We start from the raw sequence: 16872 nt of genomic DNA, 5'->3' as shown, positions 1-16872 counted from the left end.
ACCCGAATATTGATGCGACGGATGCCTTAGCGGGCGGCTAGTTCGGCAAGACGCGTCACGGCCTCCGACAGGCCGATGACGTCGCCATATTTTGCGTCGATATCGAACAGATTGGCCTCATGTGGTTCGCTGTGGCGATCGCCCACACAGTCCCGCACCACGATGGTGCGAAAACCGTGTTGAACGGCATCGACCGCGGTAGCGCGGATACAGCCGCTGGTCGAACAACCGGCGAGGACAACAGTATCGATACATTGCGCGTGCAACGTCGGTGCAAGACTGGTGCCGAAAAACGCACTCGCATATTGCTTTGTGATAATGAGTTCACCCGCTTGGGGCTCGACGCCGTCGCAGAATTCGGCAAGCGGGTTTCCCGCAACCATCGCCGCCATCACAGGCGACTTCTTCACCCAGATCCCGCCATCTGCGGCATCTTTCGCGAAATACAGGATGTTGGTGTGAATGACCGGCACGCCATTGCCGCGAGCCGCGTCGAGAAGCGCGGGCGTTTGGGCAACAGCCTCGACGACACCCGGCGCGAACAATGCCGCGCCCGGCGTGGTGTAAGCCTTCATGAAATCGACGACGATGATGGCGGGACGCTTACCGAAGCCGATGCGATTGCCCCATACGCCCTTGTAGTTCTGCGACGCGGACTCGTTCATCGATGCTTTCCTCAGTAGGCGCCGGAGAGCAGGCAACCGGCGCCGGGAACGACCGGCTCCAGATCAAGTGCCTTCAGCATCTGATAGGTGGTGGCAACGGCGGCCGTCAGCGTCGGCTTCCCAGTCATGGCTTCGACCTTCGCCACGCTGGCCAGTGACGGCATCTGCACGCAAGCCGACAGCACGATCGCATCGACATCCGACGTATCGAGTTCGGCCACGATCCCCGGCAGCTTGGCAGGATCATGCGCAGCGACCTTGAGATTGTCGGAAATCTCGAGCGCACGATGGGTCACCACGGTGACGCCTTCGGCTTCGATATAGTCGATCACCATCTTGGTCAGCGGCTTCATGTAAGGGGCCACCACGGCGATGCGCTTGGCGCCGATCACGCCCAGTGCCTCGACCAGCGCACCGGCGCTGGTGACCACCGGCGCGGGAGCGCCGTTCTCGGCCGTCACCTTCTGCAGGCGGGCCTGGCTTTCACGGTGATAGCCATGGCCCATCGACATGATGGCGACCAGACAGGCATAGCCGAGCACGTCGACGCGGGCGTCGGACAGTTCCAGGGCACAGCGGTCCGACTGCGCGTCCATCGCCGCGAGTTCTTCCTTGGTCACATGCTTCATGCGCATGCGCGCCGAATGGAATGTGAACCGCTCGGGGCGGATCAACTGGCGAGCCGTCAGCATCGCGGGGATCTCGGTCTCCATCGTGATGTTGGAGCTCGGAACGATCTGACCGATGCGGAATGTCTTGAAGGTCATCAGGATGCCTTTCGCAGAGAAGTGCCCAGGATGCTGTCGACGGCGCCGAGAAAGCCCGGGAAATCATCCCAGGGAATCATGTGGCCTGCATCCGGGACGTGAACGATCTGGAGCTTGTCGTTGAGCGACGACAGTTCGGCGATATCTTCGGACTGAATCACGCCGCCCTTCCCCGCCACCATCAACGCGGTCGGGAGTTTGAGACCAGGTACGTCGTCGTGGAAGGAGGTCTCGTGAAAGTCGTTGAAGGCCTTCACGATCGCAGGCTCGTAACAGGTGTGAAGCCATTCGGCGCGCAAAGCGAGTTGCTCTTCCGTCCAGGTCGGACAAAAAGAACGCATGCCGTCCGCATCGATACCGGCGGTCGCCAGCCGGATCGAGTCCGTGTACCAGGGTAGCTTCGACGGATAGGCACGGCGACCCGGACCGGAGACCGGCGGATCGACGAGGATGAGACGCGCCATACGGGCAGGTTGCTTGCTTGCCGCACGCGCTGCGATACGGGCGCCCATCGAATGGCCAAGCACAATGGCATTGTCCAGTTTCAGCGCGTCGAGCAGGCCGGTGAGATCATCAGCCATCGCATCGACGCCATAGTCGAGTTCGGGCTCCGACGATGACAACCCGCGACCGCGCACATCGACGACATAGGTGTCGCACTGCCCGGCCAATGCTTCAGCGACGAACTCCCAGGTGATGGCCGGACTGGTAATGCCCGGAACGATCACCAGTGGCTGGCCGCGGTGCCCGTAGCGCAGGACGTGCTGGCGGATGCCGTTGGCGGCAACGTTGAAGCCGGATCGAGCCAGCGCACTCATGCAGCGACCTCGCTGCGCAGCGGATGATTGAAAATGTCATAGCCGAACACCCAAGCGGGATCTTCCTGCGTGCGCAGCCACGTGTTTGCGTTCGACACCGACTGCACCCGCGACGCACGCTCTCGGCGATTGCCTTCGTAAAGCTTGAACGCCGTGTCGAAGTCCGACAGCCCGGTTTCTTCAAGGCATCGCGCCAGCATCGCGCCATCCTCGATCGCCATCGCGGCGCCCTGCGCCATGTGCGGCTTCATGGGATGGCAGGCGTCGCCGAGCAGAACAATGCGGCCCTGGCTCCAGGCCGGCAACGGATCGCGATAGAACAGCGGCCACTTGGTGATGTCTTCGGCGACCTCGATCAGCGCCTGGACTTCCGGGTGATAGCCCTCGAAGTCCTTGAACATGTCGTCCCGGCTGCAAGGCACGAAAGCCGTGTCGTGCTCCCACTTCGGATGCGGCACGCCGCTCACGAAGTAATATTCGTCACGTGCATCGGTGGTGTAATAAACCATCAGGTGACGGTCGGCGGTCCACCACTTGACGCAAGGCTCGAACGGAAACGCATGCTTCTTCAGCGCATCGCCGCGAATGAGCGCGCGATGCCCGACCCAACCGGTGTCCTTCGGGCGCTCGGCGCCGAACAGGTGCTCGCGAAGCTTCGAATTGATGCCGTCAGCTCCGACGACAATGTCGGCGCGGTGACGTGTGCCGTCCTCAAACACGAGGTCGACGCCGGCGCCATCGTCATGACACTCGACCAGCTTCTTGTCGTAATGCAGCCTGGCGTCGCCGAATGCAGCGATCTGAAACTCGTGCAGGTCGCCGCGATGAATGGTCACGTAAGGCGCACCATATTCCTTCACCGCGAATTCGCCGAGCTTGATCCGCGACATGTAATCGCCGGTATTGCCATCGCGGCTGAACCAGAAATCAGGCTTCGAGCCCTTGTTGGCGACGGCGTCCTCGATCCCCATCCGGCGGAAGATCTTCATCACGTTCGGCCCCATATGGATGCCGGCGCCGAGTCGCGAGAATGCCGGCGCCTGCTCGAACACGTCGACCTGGAAACCGGCTTTCTGCAGCAGGACAGCCGCGCAGGCGCCTCCCAGACCAGCTCCGACAATGGCAATGCGAGGGGTGTTGGACATCGTAGGTTTCGCTCCAGTGTTGATCAGTGAGACTGACCAATAATCAATTTTTATAGCGTACACACTATTTATTCGGAGACGCAATACGTCCTTCGCACACTTTTTATGCTGCGCGTGCGTAAAAAACTGCCGTGTCGCAACATTTTAGCGCAGCTCTGAAGAACATTCTGTCGATTGACAATCGTCTCTTGGCATCAATAAATAGCGCACACACTACATATAATTTGGACGAGAGATCTGCCGACGGTGATGCGATGCGGTCGCTAATCCGAAACTCGGATTGCTGATGTCGGTCTGGATGACGACGGACGGCTCGAACTTTTTGGACACGCCAAAATGAAGCTTGCATCAAGGCATGCCGGCACCTTAGCCACTCCATATCCATCCGAAAACGATGGCGAGCATGAGAGGCTGAACCGCAATGCAAGACCCACCGCCGGATCGCAGTGTCAGCAAGCCGGAATCAGCTTACGTCTTTTCCGATCAGATCGGCTTTCTGCTGCGTCGGGCCTATCAACGCCATCTGGCGATCTTCCAGGCCAATACGGGCGACTCCGAGCTGACCAGCGTACAGTTTTCGACGCTATGCGCGCTGCGCGACAAAGGTCCGCAATCCCAGGGCGAGCTGGTGAAAGCGACCGGCGTCGACCAGGCAACGATCCGCGGCATCATCGAACGCTTGAAGGCGCGGCGTCTGGTATCGTTGGCGAAAGACCCGGTCGATGGCAGGAAGGTCATCGTCGCGCTGACCGCGGCGGGGGCGGATATGCTGGAGCACATGATTCCGCGCGCTGCGGAGATCACCGAGCTGACTTTCGGACCACTCAATCCCGGCGAGCGAATGGCGCTGGTTTATACTTTGCGGCAGATGTTGCAGGAATAAGCGAAGGCCAAGGCAGGGTATCCGCACCGGCCAACGTGACGGGGTCGATATGCTGAACGGCGCCATCGAGATTGATCTGACCGTCAATGGCGAAGCTACGCGGATCACGGCGGAGCCCGAAACGCCGCTGCTCTATATCCTTCGAAATGATTTTCGCCTCAACGGACCGAAATACGGTTGCGGGCTGGGCGAATGCGGCGCCTGCGCCGTTCTGATCGACGATCATGCCGCGCGATCCTGCGCCGTTCCCGTCGGCGCTCTTTCGGGGAAATCGGTTATCACGCTCGAAGGGCTCGGCACCGCCGCAGCACCTCATCCGGTTCAAACGGCGTTCATCCAGAACCAAGCCGCCCAATGTGGCTATTGCCTCAACGGAATGATCATTGCGATCGTCGCGTTGCTCAAGCGAACCCCATCGCCAAGCGAGGATGACATCCGCGGCGCGCTTCGTCATCATTTGTGTCGTTGCGGCACGCATATGGAGATCCTGGCTGCCGCGCGCTCGGCTGCAACGATCTACAGAGACGAAGCCCAAAGCGTCCGAGAGGATCTTCAGTGAGCGCTCCACACGATCGGCCGGCCATCGAATACTGGTCGAATGGCGACGTCCTTCTCGTTCATGGCGAGGCTGCAGGCGTCAAAGAGCTGTATATCGCCGTTTATCCCGACGGATCCGTCACCGCTTTCAACGGTCACGTCGATCTCGGAACGGGCATTCGAACCGCACTGGCCCAGATCGTCGCAGAAGAACTCAACGTTCCCTTCGACAACGTCACCATGGTTCTCGGCTCGACGGCCGTCGCACCGAATCAGGGTGCAACGATTGCGAGCGAAACAATCCAGATCACGGCCGTTCCACTCCGTCAGGCAGCGGCCACCGCACGCGAATTCCTGTTCGCGCGTGCTGCGGATCGCATTGGCACGCAACCGGGTTTGCTGCAGCTGAGCAGGGACGGCGTTTTTCGCCTCGATCCGGCCAAGGAACCGAATGCGGAGAGCGCGAACCTCTTCGTTACGCTCGCCGATCTGATCAAAGGCCGCGCGCTAAGACTGCCGCTCGATCCCGAGGTGAAACTCAAGCCGACTGAAGACTATACGATCGTCGGTCACAGACAGGCCCGCACCGACATTCCACAGAAAGCCACCGGCGACTTCCATTATGTGCACGATGTTCGCGTGCCCGGAATGGCCCATGGACGCGTCATTCGTCCTCCATATATGGGCTTCGATGCCGGTCCCCATGTCGGGCACAGCCTGATCAGCGTCGATGAATCTTCCGTAGCAGGAATTCCCGGCCTGATCGGTGTCGTCGTCCTCGGCGATTTCGTCGGCGTCGTCGCCGAGCGCGAGGAACATGCGATCCGGGCCATGAAGGCCCTCAAGGTGGTGTGGCGCGCGCCGCCCATCATTCCCGATCTCAATGCGCCGGAAATGCCCCTGCGCAACAACAGATCCACGACGCGCGTCCTGACCGACAAAGGCGACGTCGAGACGACGTTAAAGGGCTCCGCATCGTCGTTCGAACGATCCTATATCTGGCCGTATCAGATGCATGGCTCGATCGGCCCGTCCTGTGCCGTCGCGGATTGGCAGGACGACCATCTGATCGTCTGGTCGGGTACGCAGAATCCGTTTCCGGTCCGCGCCGACCTTGCCAGGCTGATGGACATGCCCGAGGACCGCATCGTGGTCGAGCGGCAGGAGGCGGCCGGGTGCTATGGCCGCAACTGCGCCGACGACGTGACGCTCGATGCTGCCCTGCTCTCGCGCGCGGTCAAGCGTCCCGTACGCGTCCAGCTCACGCGCGAGCAGGAGCACGCCTGGGAGCCGAAAGGCGCGGCTCAGGTCATCGACGTCCGCGGCGCGCTCGATGACGAAGGCGGCCCCGCAGCCTATGATTTCGAGACGCGGTATCCGTCGAACCTTGCTCCGAGCCTGCCGCTGATTCTCACCGGCAAGGCGCCGCCGATTGCCGATGTCGCCGAGATGGGCGATCGCACCGCGATTCCGCCTTACATGATTTCGAACATGCGCGTGCGGGTGCACGACATGCCGCCGATCGCGCGCGCATCGTGGTTTCGCGGCGTGTCGGCGATGCCGAACTCCTTCGCACATGAATCGTTCATAGACGAACTCGCCGTCGCGGCACAGGTCGATCCGATCGAATACCGGCTGCGTTATCTCACCGATCCGCGTGCCATCGATCTGGTCAAGGCTGTCGCCGAGCGTGCCGGCTGGCAGCCGCATATTGGGCCGTTCTCGCACGGCTCCAGCGGCGACATTCTTTATGGGCGCGGCTTTGCCTATGCGGTCTATATCCACGGCAAGTTTCCGGGCAAGGCCGCGGCCTGGGCCGCCTGGGTTGCCGATGTCGCCGTCAACAAGGTCACCGGCGAGATCGCCGTGACGCGTGTCGTCTGTGGTCAGGACACCGGTCAGGTCATCAACCCCGACGGGGTGAAACACCAGATCCACGGCAATATCATCCAGTCCACAAGCCGCGTCCTGAAGGAAGAGGTCCAGTTCTCCCAGACGGGCGTCGCCAGTCTCGAATGGGGCGCCTATCCGATCCTGAAATTTCCGGATGTGCCGGATATCGATGTTCTGCTCGTGCCGCGCCAGGACGAAGAGCCGCTCGGCGCCGGCGAATCCGCATCGGTGCCCAGCGCCGCCGCCATCACCAACGCGATCTTCGATGCGACCGGCATCCGCTTCCGTGAATTGCCGCTGACGCCGGAGAAGGTTCGCGCTGCGCTGAACCCGCTGCCACCGCCTGATGCCAGGGAGGTGCGGGTTGCAGCAGCCAAACGTCGCTGGACATGGCCGCTCGCTGGCGCCTTCGCAGGCGCATTGGCGACTGGCGCTGCGATCCTGCCCTGGGCATCGGCCATTTCGCCGATCGCCCGACCGGCAACGGACACCTATTCGCAGGCGACGATCGAGCGCGGCCGCCTCGCCGCAGCCATCGGCGCCTGCAACGTCTGCCATGTCGGCAATGACGGCAGGCCATTCGGCGGCGGACGCGCTTTGGAAACGCCGTTCGGCACGGTCTATGCCAGCAACATCACGCCGGACAGTGCAGCCGGGATCGGCAGCTGGAGCTATCCGGCGTTCGAGCGCGCCATGCGACAGGGTGTATCGCGCGACGGCCATCACCTCTATCCCGCGCACCCCTACACATCCTTCGCCAAGGCCAGCGAAACGGATCTGCAGGCGCTCTATGCGTTCCTGATGACGCAAAGCCCATCCAATGCCGTCACGCCGCGCACCGAACTGAAGTTTCCATTCAACATCCGCTCCTTGATGGCCGGATGGAATGCCCTGTTCCTGTCGAGCTCGCCGGCGCCGGTCGATGCGAGCCGGTCGCCGGAATGGAATCGCGGCGCCGAGCTTGTCGAAGGACTGGGCCATTGCTCGGCCTGCCATTCGCCGCGCAATGCCGTGGGTGCCGAAGCAAAAGGCGCAGCGCATCTTGCCGGCGGCTTTGCAGATGGCTGGGACGCCCCCGCGCTGACGACCGCATCGCTTTCGCCCGTCGGCTGGACCGAGCAGGCGCTCTACGACTATCTGCGCACAGGCCGGTCGCATCACCACGGTGGTGCAGCCGGCCCCATGGCTCATGTGATAGAATCGCTACAGCCGCTTCCGGATTCAGATATTCGGGCGATGGCAACTTATCTGGCCAGCTTTAACGAACCATCTTCTACAGCCAACAGCCCGGAAGCCATTGTCGCTGCTTCCGACAAGGCCGCGCTGAATGCGAGCCTGCTGGAGCCGGTCGGCGCGCGGGTGTTCGAAGGTGCATGTGCAGCCTGTCACGGCGGCGATAGCCGGATCGCGTCGCTGGCTCTCAACACCAATCTTCACGCTGTGTCGCCCACCAATGTGATCAGCGCCATTCATCAGGGGATTCCCCTTCCCGTCGGTACACGGGATGAAACCATGGCGATGCCGGCCTTTGCAGGATCGCTCCATAGCGACACGACCGCCGCTCTCGTGCGCTACCTGCGCGCACGTTTCGCCCCGGACAAAGCCCCCTGGCAACACGTCGAGCAAGCGGTCGCCGCCAGTCAATCGGCGTCCTCTGCCCCTCACACAGCGCAAGCACACTGAACGACGAACCGCCGCTCGTTGAACATGCCTGCGATCCGACATGATCGGAATACTTTTAACGGAATAGTTGGGTTCGCACCAGCCCCTCCGCTGTGCCTCAGACGACCGCAGGAACGGAACAACGCCGCTTCTGCTGCTTTGGAAATGATCGAGATGGTTTCCCGACGCTGGAGGACAAGAAAATGGGACTGGCAAACTATGCGGTGATCGATCACAGCGGCCAATGGAGCATCCTTCACGACGGAAATGTCGAGGGCAAATACGATACGAAGGAGGCTGCCTTTGAAGCAGCCGTCACCGCAGCATCGCTCGCGATTCGGCAAGGTCATGAGGTTCATGTCAGCGCGCCCGGTCACGAGGCGGGCAATCGAACAGCGCTTGGCGCCGCTACAAACTGATTTTCACGAGTCAGCCTCGCGGCCATAGCGCGTATTTCCAATCCCGCCGATAGTTTTCGCGTTCGTGGGTCATCGTGCGAAACTGAACCGTCGAATGTCACCTCCGATCAGGCGGCGACTTCGACAGATCCTTTTCATGCATTGGCTTATCCTGCGGCTTGATCTGCCCCGCCTGTTCTTCGCGCAGCGTTTTCGCGTGCTGCACATTCATTCCGACGAAGATCGCGACAATCATGAAAGCCACGATCACGGCTGCGATAGCCGCAAATCTTGCAGCTCCCTTGGGCGGGGGATTTGATTGATCAGTCGACATGGAACCCTATCGTATTCGAGCTTGCCAGATCATGTGCGAATGACTGCGCCGGCGCGGAGCCGGCGACTATCCGGCGGGATGGAAAACAACCTTTACACAGCCGTCCTTCTTTTCCTTGAAGGGTTGTAAAGGTCCGGACCTTCTTCGAGATGTGTACTGCGATGGGTCACCAGGAAGGTCGTATCGACTTTTCCCTTCCTGAGTCAGACTGGTTAGCGGCTCCATATAGCGCTTTACATGTGTTTGCCCGCTGTGAAGCGTCAGTCCCCTTCTTATTCCTGTCATTCCAACAGAGCGCCGTCATGGGAGTGTCCTTCATGCGTTCAGTTTCGTGCGAAGAACAACAACCACACGTCTATGTTCCGTTTCTCGGGCGGGATGCCGGACAACAAGCGGCGTTTCTGATGCGCCCGCAACTGGCGTCCTGATAACGCCATCGATTCTCCACCAATGTGGGACAACCAATCCGAATTTCAGTGATTGACGTGCAAGGCAGGAAAACAGCCGATGGAGACAAACATGGCAAATACGGAACGTGGCGGCTCGGGTAATTTCGCGAACGACCGCGAGCGCGCATCGGAAGCAGGACACAAGGGTGGCGAACATAGCCATCAACAGTCCCAAAGCGGTAGCAGCAAGGGTCAGCAGGGCGGAGGCAACTTCGCTCAGAATCCCGATCGTGCCAGCGAGGCAGGTCGCAAGGGCGGTCAGCGGTAATCGCCGCGCGATGCAAGCGGAAAAGCCCGGCTTCGGCCGGGCTTTTCTCGTGCAACAATTTGCTCCGGAACAACACCCGATACTTCCGGTTTACCGGGCACAAACCGAGGGAGACTGAAATGGCGAATGACGAGATTGGAAATCTGATTGGCAGCGACAAGGTCGAGGGCACTGCGGTTTACGGCCCCGACAGCGAGAAGATCGGATCTATCGAGCGGGTGATGATCGACAAGGTGAGCGGCGAGGTGGGCTTTGCGGTCCTCAGCTTTGGCGGTTTCCTCGGCATCGGCAACGACCACTATCCCCTGCCGTGGCAGACATTGAAGTACAACACGGACTTGGAAGGCTACGTCACCAATATCACCAGGGCCCAGCTCGATGGTGCGCCGAAATACGGCGTGAATGACAGCTGGGATTGGTCGGACACGAGGCGCTCGCGATCAGTCTACGACTATTACGGAACCCCATGGGTTTGACATTCCGCTGCCGCGCCTCGCCGGACTTTGTTTGGAAGGCGTGCGGCGAACTCAGTTAGCGAGAGCCCCCGCGACTAGGCGGATTGCCCAATCTGAAGCAGGGCCCCTCGATCAACCGCATCTTCTCGAAACGGGTGATGTTCCGCCGAACATTACAGACGCTACCGATGTGTTCTGGAACACCGCGCGAAAGTCAGCATTGAAAAACCCTTCTCACACTTCAAGGATTACAGCCATGGCCGACAAAGACCTGAACGATCTCTTCCTCGACACGCTCAAGGATATCTATTACGCCGAAAAACAGATCTACAAAGCGCTGCCAAGAATGGCAAAGGCGGCGAGTTCGGACCAGCTTCGCGCCGCCTTCGAAAAGCATCATGTCGAGACAGAAGAGCAGATCGATCGGCTCGAACAGATCTTTGAAGCGCTCGGAAAGGCAGCCCGCGGCAAGAAGTGCGACGCGATCGAAGGCATTCTCGACGAGGGCAAAGAGATCATGGAGGAATATGCCGATACGCCGGCCCTCGATCCGGGCCTGCTGGCCGCGGCCCAGGCGGTCGAACATTACGAAATCTCCCGTTACGGCACGTTGAAGACGTGGGCCGCAACCCTCGGCCACAAGGATGCAATCAAGCTCATCGATCTGACCCTCGCCGAGGAAAAGAAGACCGACGACGCGCTATCGAAGCTCGCGACTTCGGCTCTCAATGCTCAGGCGGCCTAAAGAGACCGATCAGACCTCTACGTGAACAGCGGACATGAAGACGAGCGGATCGTGCCGATCCGCCCGTCTTTTTATCTACATCGCATCGCAACCCCGAACCGTGTCGGAATTTCATCCGATCATATCAGGCGGTCATTCAAACCTTCGGTGTCGAGCCGCTGATTTTCAAGCGATGGAAAACCTCCTCGGCGTTCGGGTGCCTTTTTGCAGCTGGAGATACGGATGAACGACATACAGATCGCAGCTCTTCTCGGACGGGCCGCCCTCGAGGTCTGGCCCGACCTGCCGCCCGATGCGCAAAGATTGTTGTTCAAGGCCGCCACCGGCGACGCCGTAAGTGCAAATATGCTGGCAACTGCTCTGCATGACCGTCATCCCCGGACGGCGCATCCGCCAAAGCCGACCGCAATCGCGTAATCGACGAACCGGACGGGAATTACACCGCATTGATGCCTTGCCATCTGCAAGCTCCCGGCACGACAACGCTACTCGTCCTCAAATCCTGCCTAGTGTGTCTTTGTATCTTTCCACTTCTCGAGGTCCGGCTTGCTCTTGGGATCGAACTGATCCTTTTCCGGCGGCCCATTCCAAGGCTCCTCGGTCTGCTTTTGAGAGCCCCAGTCGGTCCGCTGCCGGGGATCGTCCTTCGGTGTTTCCTTGCTCATGTTATCCTCCTCTCACGCCAGGTGCTGCACGTTCAAAATCTTGTCGACCGTGATCGGCAAATCCCGCCCATCCCTTCCGTCGTGCGTCATGGAAATTGGAGTTCGAAGGAACAATCTGATCTCACGGCCATCTCGCTCCGCATGTCCCTAAAACAGCTATCATTGCACCCTGTTCCGCCTCGGCTGAGAGCAGCGTCGGCTACAATCTTCCTGTCGGGCGATGCGCGGAAATCATCCGCGCGTTCTATCACCAAGGCAAAAACCGATCGTCGTCGAGGAACAAGGTCGGCTTTGATCCGTCCTACGCGCATGCAACCCGCGAAGGAGCCTGACATGCGGATCAGTGAAGTCATGACCCCGAACGTATGTATCGTGAACCCGTCCGAAACCGTCCAGATGGCCGCGGAGGCGATGGCGACGCAAGGCATCGGCTTGCTGCCGGTCGGGGAGAATGATCGCCTGGTCGGGATGATCGCCGACCGCGATATTGCGGTGCGTGCCGTCGCCAAGGGCCGCGGCCCCGACACGCCGGTCGGAGAAGCAATGACAGAGGAAGTCAGATACTGCTTCGAAGACGATGAACTCGAGGATATCTGCCAGAACATGGCCGATCTCCAGGTGAGGCGCCTGCCCGTCCTCGATCGCGACAAGCGTCTGGTCGGAATCATTGCCTTGGGCGATGTCGCGCGAGAGACATGGGACAGCGCCGGCCAAGCGCTCAGCAGCATCTCGCGGCCTGGCGGCCAGCATACCCAGATTTGATCGCCGACCTCATATGCGCACGATCCGGCGGGCCGCATTGCTTTTCGAGAAAAGCTTCCGGCCCGTCAGGAGCGGGCGCGCGCCGGCTTCAGCAACTGGCGGAGCTTCAAGGCATCGGCAGGCGCAGCGCTTTTTTGATCGTTGTCGAAATAGACGAATACGTCGCAACCCTGCTTGCGCCAGGACGTGATCCGCTCGGCCCATTGCCGGAGCGTCCTCGCGGTGTAGTGCCCGCGATAGCGTCCACCGGGACCGTGACCGCGGACATAGACGAAATCCGCTGTGCGCCGCCACGGCGCCGGTGCGTCGTGATGATCCGACAGGCACAGCGCGATATTGCGATCCTTCAGGATGCGAAGCACCGTTGGCTGGTACCAGCTGGGGTGACGGAACTCGAAACAGTAACGCCGCTTCTTCGACAGCAGACGGACGAAGGCGGACAAGCGATCTGGATCGGCGGGAAATTGCGGCGGCAGCTGAAACAGGATCGGTCCGGCCTTGCGGCCGAGCAGTGCGATACGATCTTCCATGAGATCGAGACTGTTTTCGGAGGCGGCCGACAGCCGCTTCCAATGGGTGATGAATTTCGACGCTTTCCAGGTGAAAATGAAATCCTTGCCGGTTTCCGCCGCCCAGCCTTTCACCGCTTTCGGCGTCGGCGTGCGGTAGAAGACACCGTTGAGCTCCGTGGTCTCCAGCTGGCTGGCGTAATAGCGAAGCTGCAGTTTGAGCGGCAGACCATCCGGGAAGAACGGGCCGCGCCACGATTGATAGTGCCAGCCCGACGTGCCGACCAGAACACGCGCCATGGTTACGCTCCGTCGTATCGTCCGCCTTCATCTCGCGGTGAACGCGACCGACGGACCGGATCAGGAAGCGAGTTCTTTGCGAACCGCTGCAGCGGAATTCCCCACTTTCTCGATGACTTTCTTCAGCTGGTCTTGAGATACGCCAAGCTGGTGCGTCCAGTATTTGACCTCGTGGGGCTCATGCATGTTGATCTTGCTGCGATCCGGCTGTCCGCGATTCTGCAGATTGTCCATAACGGCCTCCATGATTTCCACTCGCGTGAACGCGGTTGGATCAGCCTTGTTCCGGGGTCACGTCTGCTGGAACCGCACCGGCGATGCCGGACTTGTTTGCTCACTGACGAGAGCCTGAACAGAAGCTGAAGGCCTGCTTATGGCGGCGGTTTCCATGCAAAAGCCCGAGAATTCCGTTCCGATTGAAAATGCCGTTCATCTCTGCGTCGACATGCAACGGCTGTTTGCCTACGGCGGAGTATGGGAAACCGCGTGGATGGAACGGGTTCTCCCCACAGTCGTTCGCCTCGCCGAACTGAGGCCGAGCCGCAACATCTTTACGAAGTTCATCCCGCCAGAGCATCCGGACGACCGGCAAGGTCGCTGGCGACAATATTTCGAGAGATGGCGTAGCGTGACGACCGGCGTGCTTCCATTGGCGCAGCTCGATCTAGTCGCCCCGCTCGCAACGATGATCCCACCCGGCATCAGCCTCGAGAAGACCCGCTATTCGGCATTTTCCGGTACGCCGCTATACGCCTTCTTGATGGAGAAAGGCATCGATACAATCATTCTGTCGGGCGCCGAGACAGATGTCTGCGTTCTTTCGACGGCGCTGAGCGCGGTCGATCTGGGTTTTCGCACGATCATCGTCGAGGACGCACTCTGCAGTTCTTCGGACGAAGGACATGACTCACTGATGCAGATGTATCGCACGCGCTATTCGGAACAGATCGAGGTCCTGCAGTCCGCCCATATTCCGGACCTCTGGCGCGACGACCACTGAGCATCACAGCTCGGCCTGATCACTTCGGCATCGTGCGGTTCCGGTCCCGACATCGGGTAACGATGGTGAACAACCATTCCGGTGAGATGCGGCGGCCTCCACCGCTTTCGGCCCATCTCGCGCGGAACGTTGCAACGAACAAAGGCTTGTCGGAGCGGACGATGCAGGAACGCTCCATGACATCAGCGACGTTGCGCACGGTGACAATTGGTACCGCGCCGCAGGTCATCGCCAAGGAGGAAATTCGATGTCTTCCGTCTCGATGAACGATCCCCGCGCGAAATATCCCCAACCGCCATTCAAGCGTCAGTCGCAGCCCTGGCCTGGCCTCGCCCGCGACATGGATCCGAGGCCGGACCATGGTGAGCATAGTTACAAGGGCTCGGGCCGGTTGCTTGGACGCAAGGCACTCGTGACCGGCGGCGATTCCGGCATGGGTCGCGCCGCTGCGATCGCCTTCGCGCGCGAGGGAGCGGATGTGCTTATCAACTACCTGCCCGCGGAACAGCCCGATGCGGACGAGGTGCTGCAGTTGATCGAGGCCGAAGGCCGTATCGGCATTGGCGTGCCCGGCGACCTCAAGGACGAAGAGTTCTGCCGCAGCCTCGTCGCCCGCGCTGTTCGGGACCTTGGCGGCCTCGATATCGTCGTCAACAACGCCGCGCGACAGCAGACGCGAGAATCCATCATGGACGTGTCGTCCGAGGATTTCGATGCGACCATGAAGACCAATGTCTATGCGCCGTTCTGGATCATCAAGGCCACGTTGCCCCACCTGAAGCCCGGATCCGCGATCATCGGCACGTCCTCTGAACAGGCGACAGACCCGTCGCCAGAGCTTTATGACTACGCGCAGACCAAGGCGGCGACGACCAACTATGTCAAATCGCTCGCCAAGCAGCTCGCGCCCCGCGGCATTCGCGTCAACGCCGTCGCACCCGGTCCCATCTGGACACCGATTCAGGTCTCTGGGGGCGCCACCATGGAAAAGCTGGAAAAATTCGGCGGCATGACTCCCCTGGGGCGGCCGGGGCAGCCGGCTGAGCTCGGATCGATCTACGTCCAGCTCGCAGCAGCCGATGCAAGCTATGCAACCGGTCAGGTCTATGGATCGGCAGGCGGGGCAGGACAGCCCTGAGTCACCTTGCCAAAGTGGCGGCGCTTGTAGACCCACCAGCAGCAACAGACCACCACTGCCCAGACCAGCGACGCCAATGCCAGGCTGCCCCATGGCGACCGGGCTGCGACCGTCAGAACGACGGCTGCGAATGCGGCCAGGCCGATGCTGCCAAGCGCTGCTCCGGTCGCGTCGAGCGCTGCCGCGTCCTTGCCGCGCTGCTGCCCATCCAGCCCGGCGTCCTTTTTGCGGCGGCGTTCATGCGACTGCAGCAGCGTCGCGCTGGCGCATAGCATCGCCGGAAAAGCCAGAAAGAGCCCGCCGACACCCGGACCGTACCATGCGCCGATCAGGCCGGTGATGACCGTGGCGCTCCCGCCCAGCACGAAGCGCACGACATATTCGTACCACCGACCATCGCCCAGTGACGAGAATGACAGCCGGACCAGCATCATTCCACCATGGCGTGAAGGCTGAACGCCACCAGCAGCCAGACCGGACATGCCAGCAACGTCGCCGGTAGCGCCGACAAGCCCCACCTCTTGATGAGATGGCAGGTGACCACGCTGAATACGAGCAAGGCTGCGGCGCCAGCGATCATCGAAACGGCTTCGACGGAGAGATCGGCCTGCCCGTGCTTGACGATCGCAAGCGACAGCGACACCAATGCGACCGACGGCGCGGCGCCGAACAGGCCGGCGAAGGACTTCGGGCGGAGGATATCGGCCGTCAGCGCGAATATCGAAACCACCGCGCCTCCCAGCACGAACCGGATCAAGCTCTCAGCCATGGCCGCACCGGCCGCGGCCATATCCGGTCCATCGCCGAAAAATCCGTTCGACCAGAAAGCCACCGAGATATCCGGCGACGACATCGCTGGTCCAATGCGCGAGCACGACGATCCGGGTGAATGAAAGGCCAATGCTGGCGATCCAGGTCGCGGCCCTGTATGGCAGTGGTAATGCCGATGCCGCGCCCGCCAGGGCCCCCATATGCATCGCATGTCCCGATGGGAATGCATCGTTGGGGCGTCCCGAAACCGGAATGCCATGAAGGTGTCCGATCACGGTGAGTCTGTCCGGCCGGCGCTGGTTGAAGATGTACTTCAAAGCATGCGGCAGCACGCTGGTCGCGACGGACACCGCGAGGAGATGCGTGCCGCACATGCGCAGCCGATCAGATCCTCCGCGCGACAACAGCCAGAATGCCGCGGCGCAGGCGATGACCAGATGCTCATCCGCGCCCCATGTCAGCGTCTCCGCCACGCGCTCGGCGCCGGGGCGCGTGTGCCGGGCAACTTTCCCGGCAATCTCGCGATCGACAAGCGTAGGCGGTATACGGAGCGGCTTCATCGCAGTTCCAGACACGACGACGGATTGCAGGTGATCGACAACCCCGCGCGAGAGGCCGGGTTCCGGAAGCGGTCAGCGCGACTCCTGACGGGCGATCATGATGACGCGGCGCGTGAACGCGAATGCATCGATAGGCGCGTGTCTGTCT

At 60.9% G+C, this 16872-nt stretch carries 22 protein-coding genes; 11 read left to right on the top strand and 11 right to left on the bottom strand.

All coding sequences use genetic code 11. From position 1 onward, the window contains the following. Positions 1-26: 26 nt before the first annotated feature. Genes E0H22_RS02855 through E0H22_RS02840 form a run of 4 tightly spaced genes read right to left on the bottom strand, consistent with a single transcriptional unit; the run spans position 27 to position 3395 of the window. Positions 27-665 (bottom strand): N-carbamoylsarcosine amidohydrolase, encoded by a 639-nt coding sequence (locus E0H22_RS02855; RefSeq protein ID WP_233024246.1) that lies wholly within the window; start codon positions 663-665, stop codon positions 27-29. A gap of 11 nt (positions 666-676) precedes the next feature. After that, positions 677-1432, bottom strand: a complete 756-nt coding sequence (locus E0H22_RS02850) for a maleate cis-trans isomerase family protein (RefSeq protein ID WP_488267562.1) — start codon at positions 1430-1432, stop codon at positions 677-679. Further along, complete coding sequence (locus tag E0H22_RS02845; RefSeq protein WP_233024245.1) at positions 1432-2250, bottom strand: alpha/beta fold hydrolase; 819 nt, start codon at positions 2248-2250, stop codon at positions 1432-1434. Before E0H22_RS02845 ends, E0H22_RS02850 begins: the two co-directional genes overlap by 1 nt. After that, positions 2247-3395, bottom strand: coding sequence for an FAD-dependent monooxygenase (locus E0H22_RS02840; RefSeq protein WP_233024244.1), 1149 nt, complete (start codon positions 3393-3395; stop codon positions 2247-2249). Before E0H22_RS02840 ends, E0H22_RS02845 begins: the two co-directional genes overlap by 4 nt. Before the next feature lie 421 nt (positions 3396-3816). On the opposite strand from E0H22_RS02840, the gene E0H22_RS02835 reads away from it, so the two are divergent. From E0H22_RS02835 to E0H22_RS02820, 4 genes are all read left to right on the top strand, one after another. Next, complete coding sequence (locus E0H22_RS02835) at positions 3817-4278, top strand: MarR family winged helix-turn-helix transcriptional regulator (RefSeq protein ID WP_233024243.1); 462 nt, start codon at positions 3817-3819, stop codon at positions 4276-4278. Between the two features lie 52 nt (positions 4279-4330). Continuing rightward, on the top strand, positions 4331-4837 hold the full coding sequence (locus tag E0H22_RS02830) for a (2Fe-2S)-binding protein (protein WP_430715257.1): 507 nt from the start codon (positions 4331-4333) through the stop codon (positions 4835-4837). After that, on the top strand, positions 4834-8391 hold the full coding sequence (locus tag E0H22_RS02825) for a molybdopterin cofactor-binding domain-containing protein (RefSeq protein ID WP_430715206.1): 3558 nt from the start codon (positions 4834-4836) through the stop codon (positions 8389-8391). Before E0H22_RS02830 ends, E0H22_RS02825 begins: the two co-directional genes overlap by 4 nt. A 182-nt stretch (positions 8392-8573) precedes the next feature. Continuing rightward, positions 8574-8789 (top strand): hypothetical protein, encoded by a 216-nt coding sequence (locus tag E0H22_RS02820; protein ID WP_233026089.1) that lies wholly within the window; start codon positions 8574-8576, stop codon positions 8787-8789. A 97-nt stretch (positions 8790-8886) separates the two neighbouring features. On the opposite strand, the gene E0H22_RS02815 is transcribed toward E0H22_RS02820, so the two are convergent. Next, positions 8887-9024 (bottom strand): hypothetical protein, encoded by a 138-nt coding sequence (locus tag E0H22_RS02815; protein ID WP_233024241.1) that lies wholly within the window; start codon positions 9022-9024, stop codon positions 8887-8889. 597 nt (positions 9025-9621) lie between these two features. Between E0H22_RS02815 and E0H22_RS02810 the strand changes: the two genes are divergently transcribed. From E0H22_RS02810 to E0H22_RS02795, 4 genes are all read left to right on the top strand, one after another. Next, complete coding sequence (locus tag E0H22_RS02810; RefSeq protein WP_233024240.1) at positions 9622-9819, top strand: con-10 family general stress protein; 198 nt, start codon at positions 9622-9624, stop codon at positions 9817-9819. A gap of 119 nt (positions 9820-9938) precedes the next feature. After that, positions 9939-10295, top strand: coding sequence for a PRC-barrel domain-containing protein (locus E0H22_RS02805; RefSeq protein ID WP_233024239.1), 357 nt, complete (start codon positions 9939-9941; stop codon positions 10293-10295). Positions 10296-10530: 235 nt separating this feature from the next. Further along, positions 10531-11019 (top strand): YciE/YciF ferroxidase family protein, encoded by a 489-nt coding sequence (locus E0H22_RS02800; protein WP_233024238.1) that lies wholly within the window; start codon positions 10531-10533, stop codon positions 11017-11019. 222 nt (positions 11020-11241) lie between these two features. Next, the gene (locus tag E0H22_RS02795; protein WP_233024237.1) at positions 11242-11436 is read left to right on the top strand and encodes a hypothetical protein; all 195 of its coding nucleotides are present in this window, start codon (positions 11242-11244) and stop codon (positions 11434-11436) included. Positions 11437-11525: 89 nt separating this feature from the next. On the opposite strand, the gene E0H22_RS02790 is transcribed toward E0H22_RS02795, so the two are convergent. Continuing rightward, the gene (locus E0H22_RS02790; protein ID WP_233024236.1) at positions 11526-11684 is read right to left on the bottom strand and encodes a hypothetical protein; all 159 of its coding nucleotides are present in this window, start codon (positions 11682-11684) and stop codon (positions 11526-11528) included. A 333-nt stretch (positions 11685-12017) separates the two neighbouring features. Between E0H22_RS02790 and E0H22_RS02785 the strand changes: the two genes are divergently transcribed. After that, on the top strand, positions 12018-12446 hold the full coding sequence (locus E0H22_RS02785) for a CBS domain-containing protein (protein ID WP_233024235.1): 429 nt from the start codon (positions 12018-12020) through the stop codon (positions 12444-12446). A gap of 65 nt (positions 12447-12511) precedes the next feature. Here the strand turns inward: E0H22_RS02785 and E0H22_RS02780 are convergent, their stop codons facing one another. Next, positions 12512-13255, bottom strand: coding sequence for a DUF72 domain-containing protein (locus tag E0H22_RS02780; protein WP_233024234.1), 744 nt, complete (start codon positions 13253-13255; stop codon positions 12512-12514). Between the two features lie 60 nt (positions 13256-13315). Further along, a complete protein-coding gene (locus E0H22_RS02775; protein WP_233024233.1) occupies positions 13316-13489 on the bottom strand; it encodes a DUF3606 domain-containing protein in 174 nt (57 codons plus the stop codon). Positions 13490-13628: 139 nt separating this feature from the next. Between E0H22_RS02775 and E0H22_RS02770 the strand changes: the two genes are divergently transcribed. Together E0H22_RS02770 and E0H22_RS02765 are read left to right on the top strand one after the other, a co-directional pair. Continuing rightward, positions 13629-14255: a cysteine hydrolase family protein gene (locus E0H22_RS02770; RefSeq protein WP_233024232.1), complete on the top strand. Its 627-nt coding sequence runs from the start codon at positions 13629-13631 to the stop codon at positions 14253-14255. Between the two features lie 247 nt (positions 14256-14502). Continuing rightward, a complete protein-coding gene (locus tag E0H22_RS02765; protein ID WP_283818783.1) occupies positions 14503-15393 on the top strand; it encodes an SDR family oxidoreductase in 891 nt (296 codons plus the stop codon). Here the strand turns inward: E0H22_RS02765 and E0H22_RS02760 are convergent. Genes E0H22_RS02760 through E0H22_RS02750 form a run of 3 tightly spaced genes read right to left on the bottom strand, consistent with a single transcriptional unit; the run spans position 15360 to position 16724 of the window. Beyond that, a complete protein-coding gene (locus tag E0H22_RS02760; protein ID WP_430715205.1) occupies positions 15360-15875 on the bottom strand; it encodes a DUF3147 family protein in 516 nt (171 codons plus the stop codon). The two genes, E0H22_RS02765 and E0H22_RS02760, sit on opposite strands and share 34 nt — an antisense overlap. Next, the gene (locus tag E0H22_RS02755) at positions 15824-16162 is read right to left on the bottom strand and encodes a DUF3147 family protein (protein WP_233024231.1); all 339 of its coding nucleotides are present in this window, start codon (positions 16160-16162) and stop codon (positions 15824-15826) included. The genes E0H22_RS02760 and E0H22_RS02755 overlap by 52 nt, the downstream gene beginning before the upstream one ends. Continuing rightward, positions 16155-16724 (bottom strand): phosphatase PAP2 family protein, encoded by a 570-nt coding sequence (locus E0H22_RS02750; protein WP_233024230.1) that lies wholly within the window; start codon positions 16722-16724, stop codon positions 16155-16157. The genes E0H22_RS02755 and E0H22_RS02750 overlap by 8 nt, the downstream gene beginning before the upstream one ends. Positions 16725-16872 lie beyond the last annotated feature (148 nt).

Origin of the sequence: Rhodopseudomonas boonkerdii (assembly GCF_021184025.1) — a bacterium.
GTDB classification, from domain to species: Bacteria; Pseudomonadota; Alphaproteobacteria; order Rhizobiales; family Xanthobacteraceae; genus Tardiphaga; species Tardiphaga boonkerdii.
The sequence above is the reverse complement of the archived record's forward strand: the minus strand, read 5'-3'. Positions and strand labels throughout refer to the sequence as shown.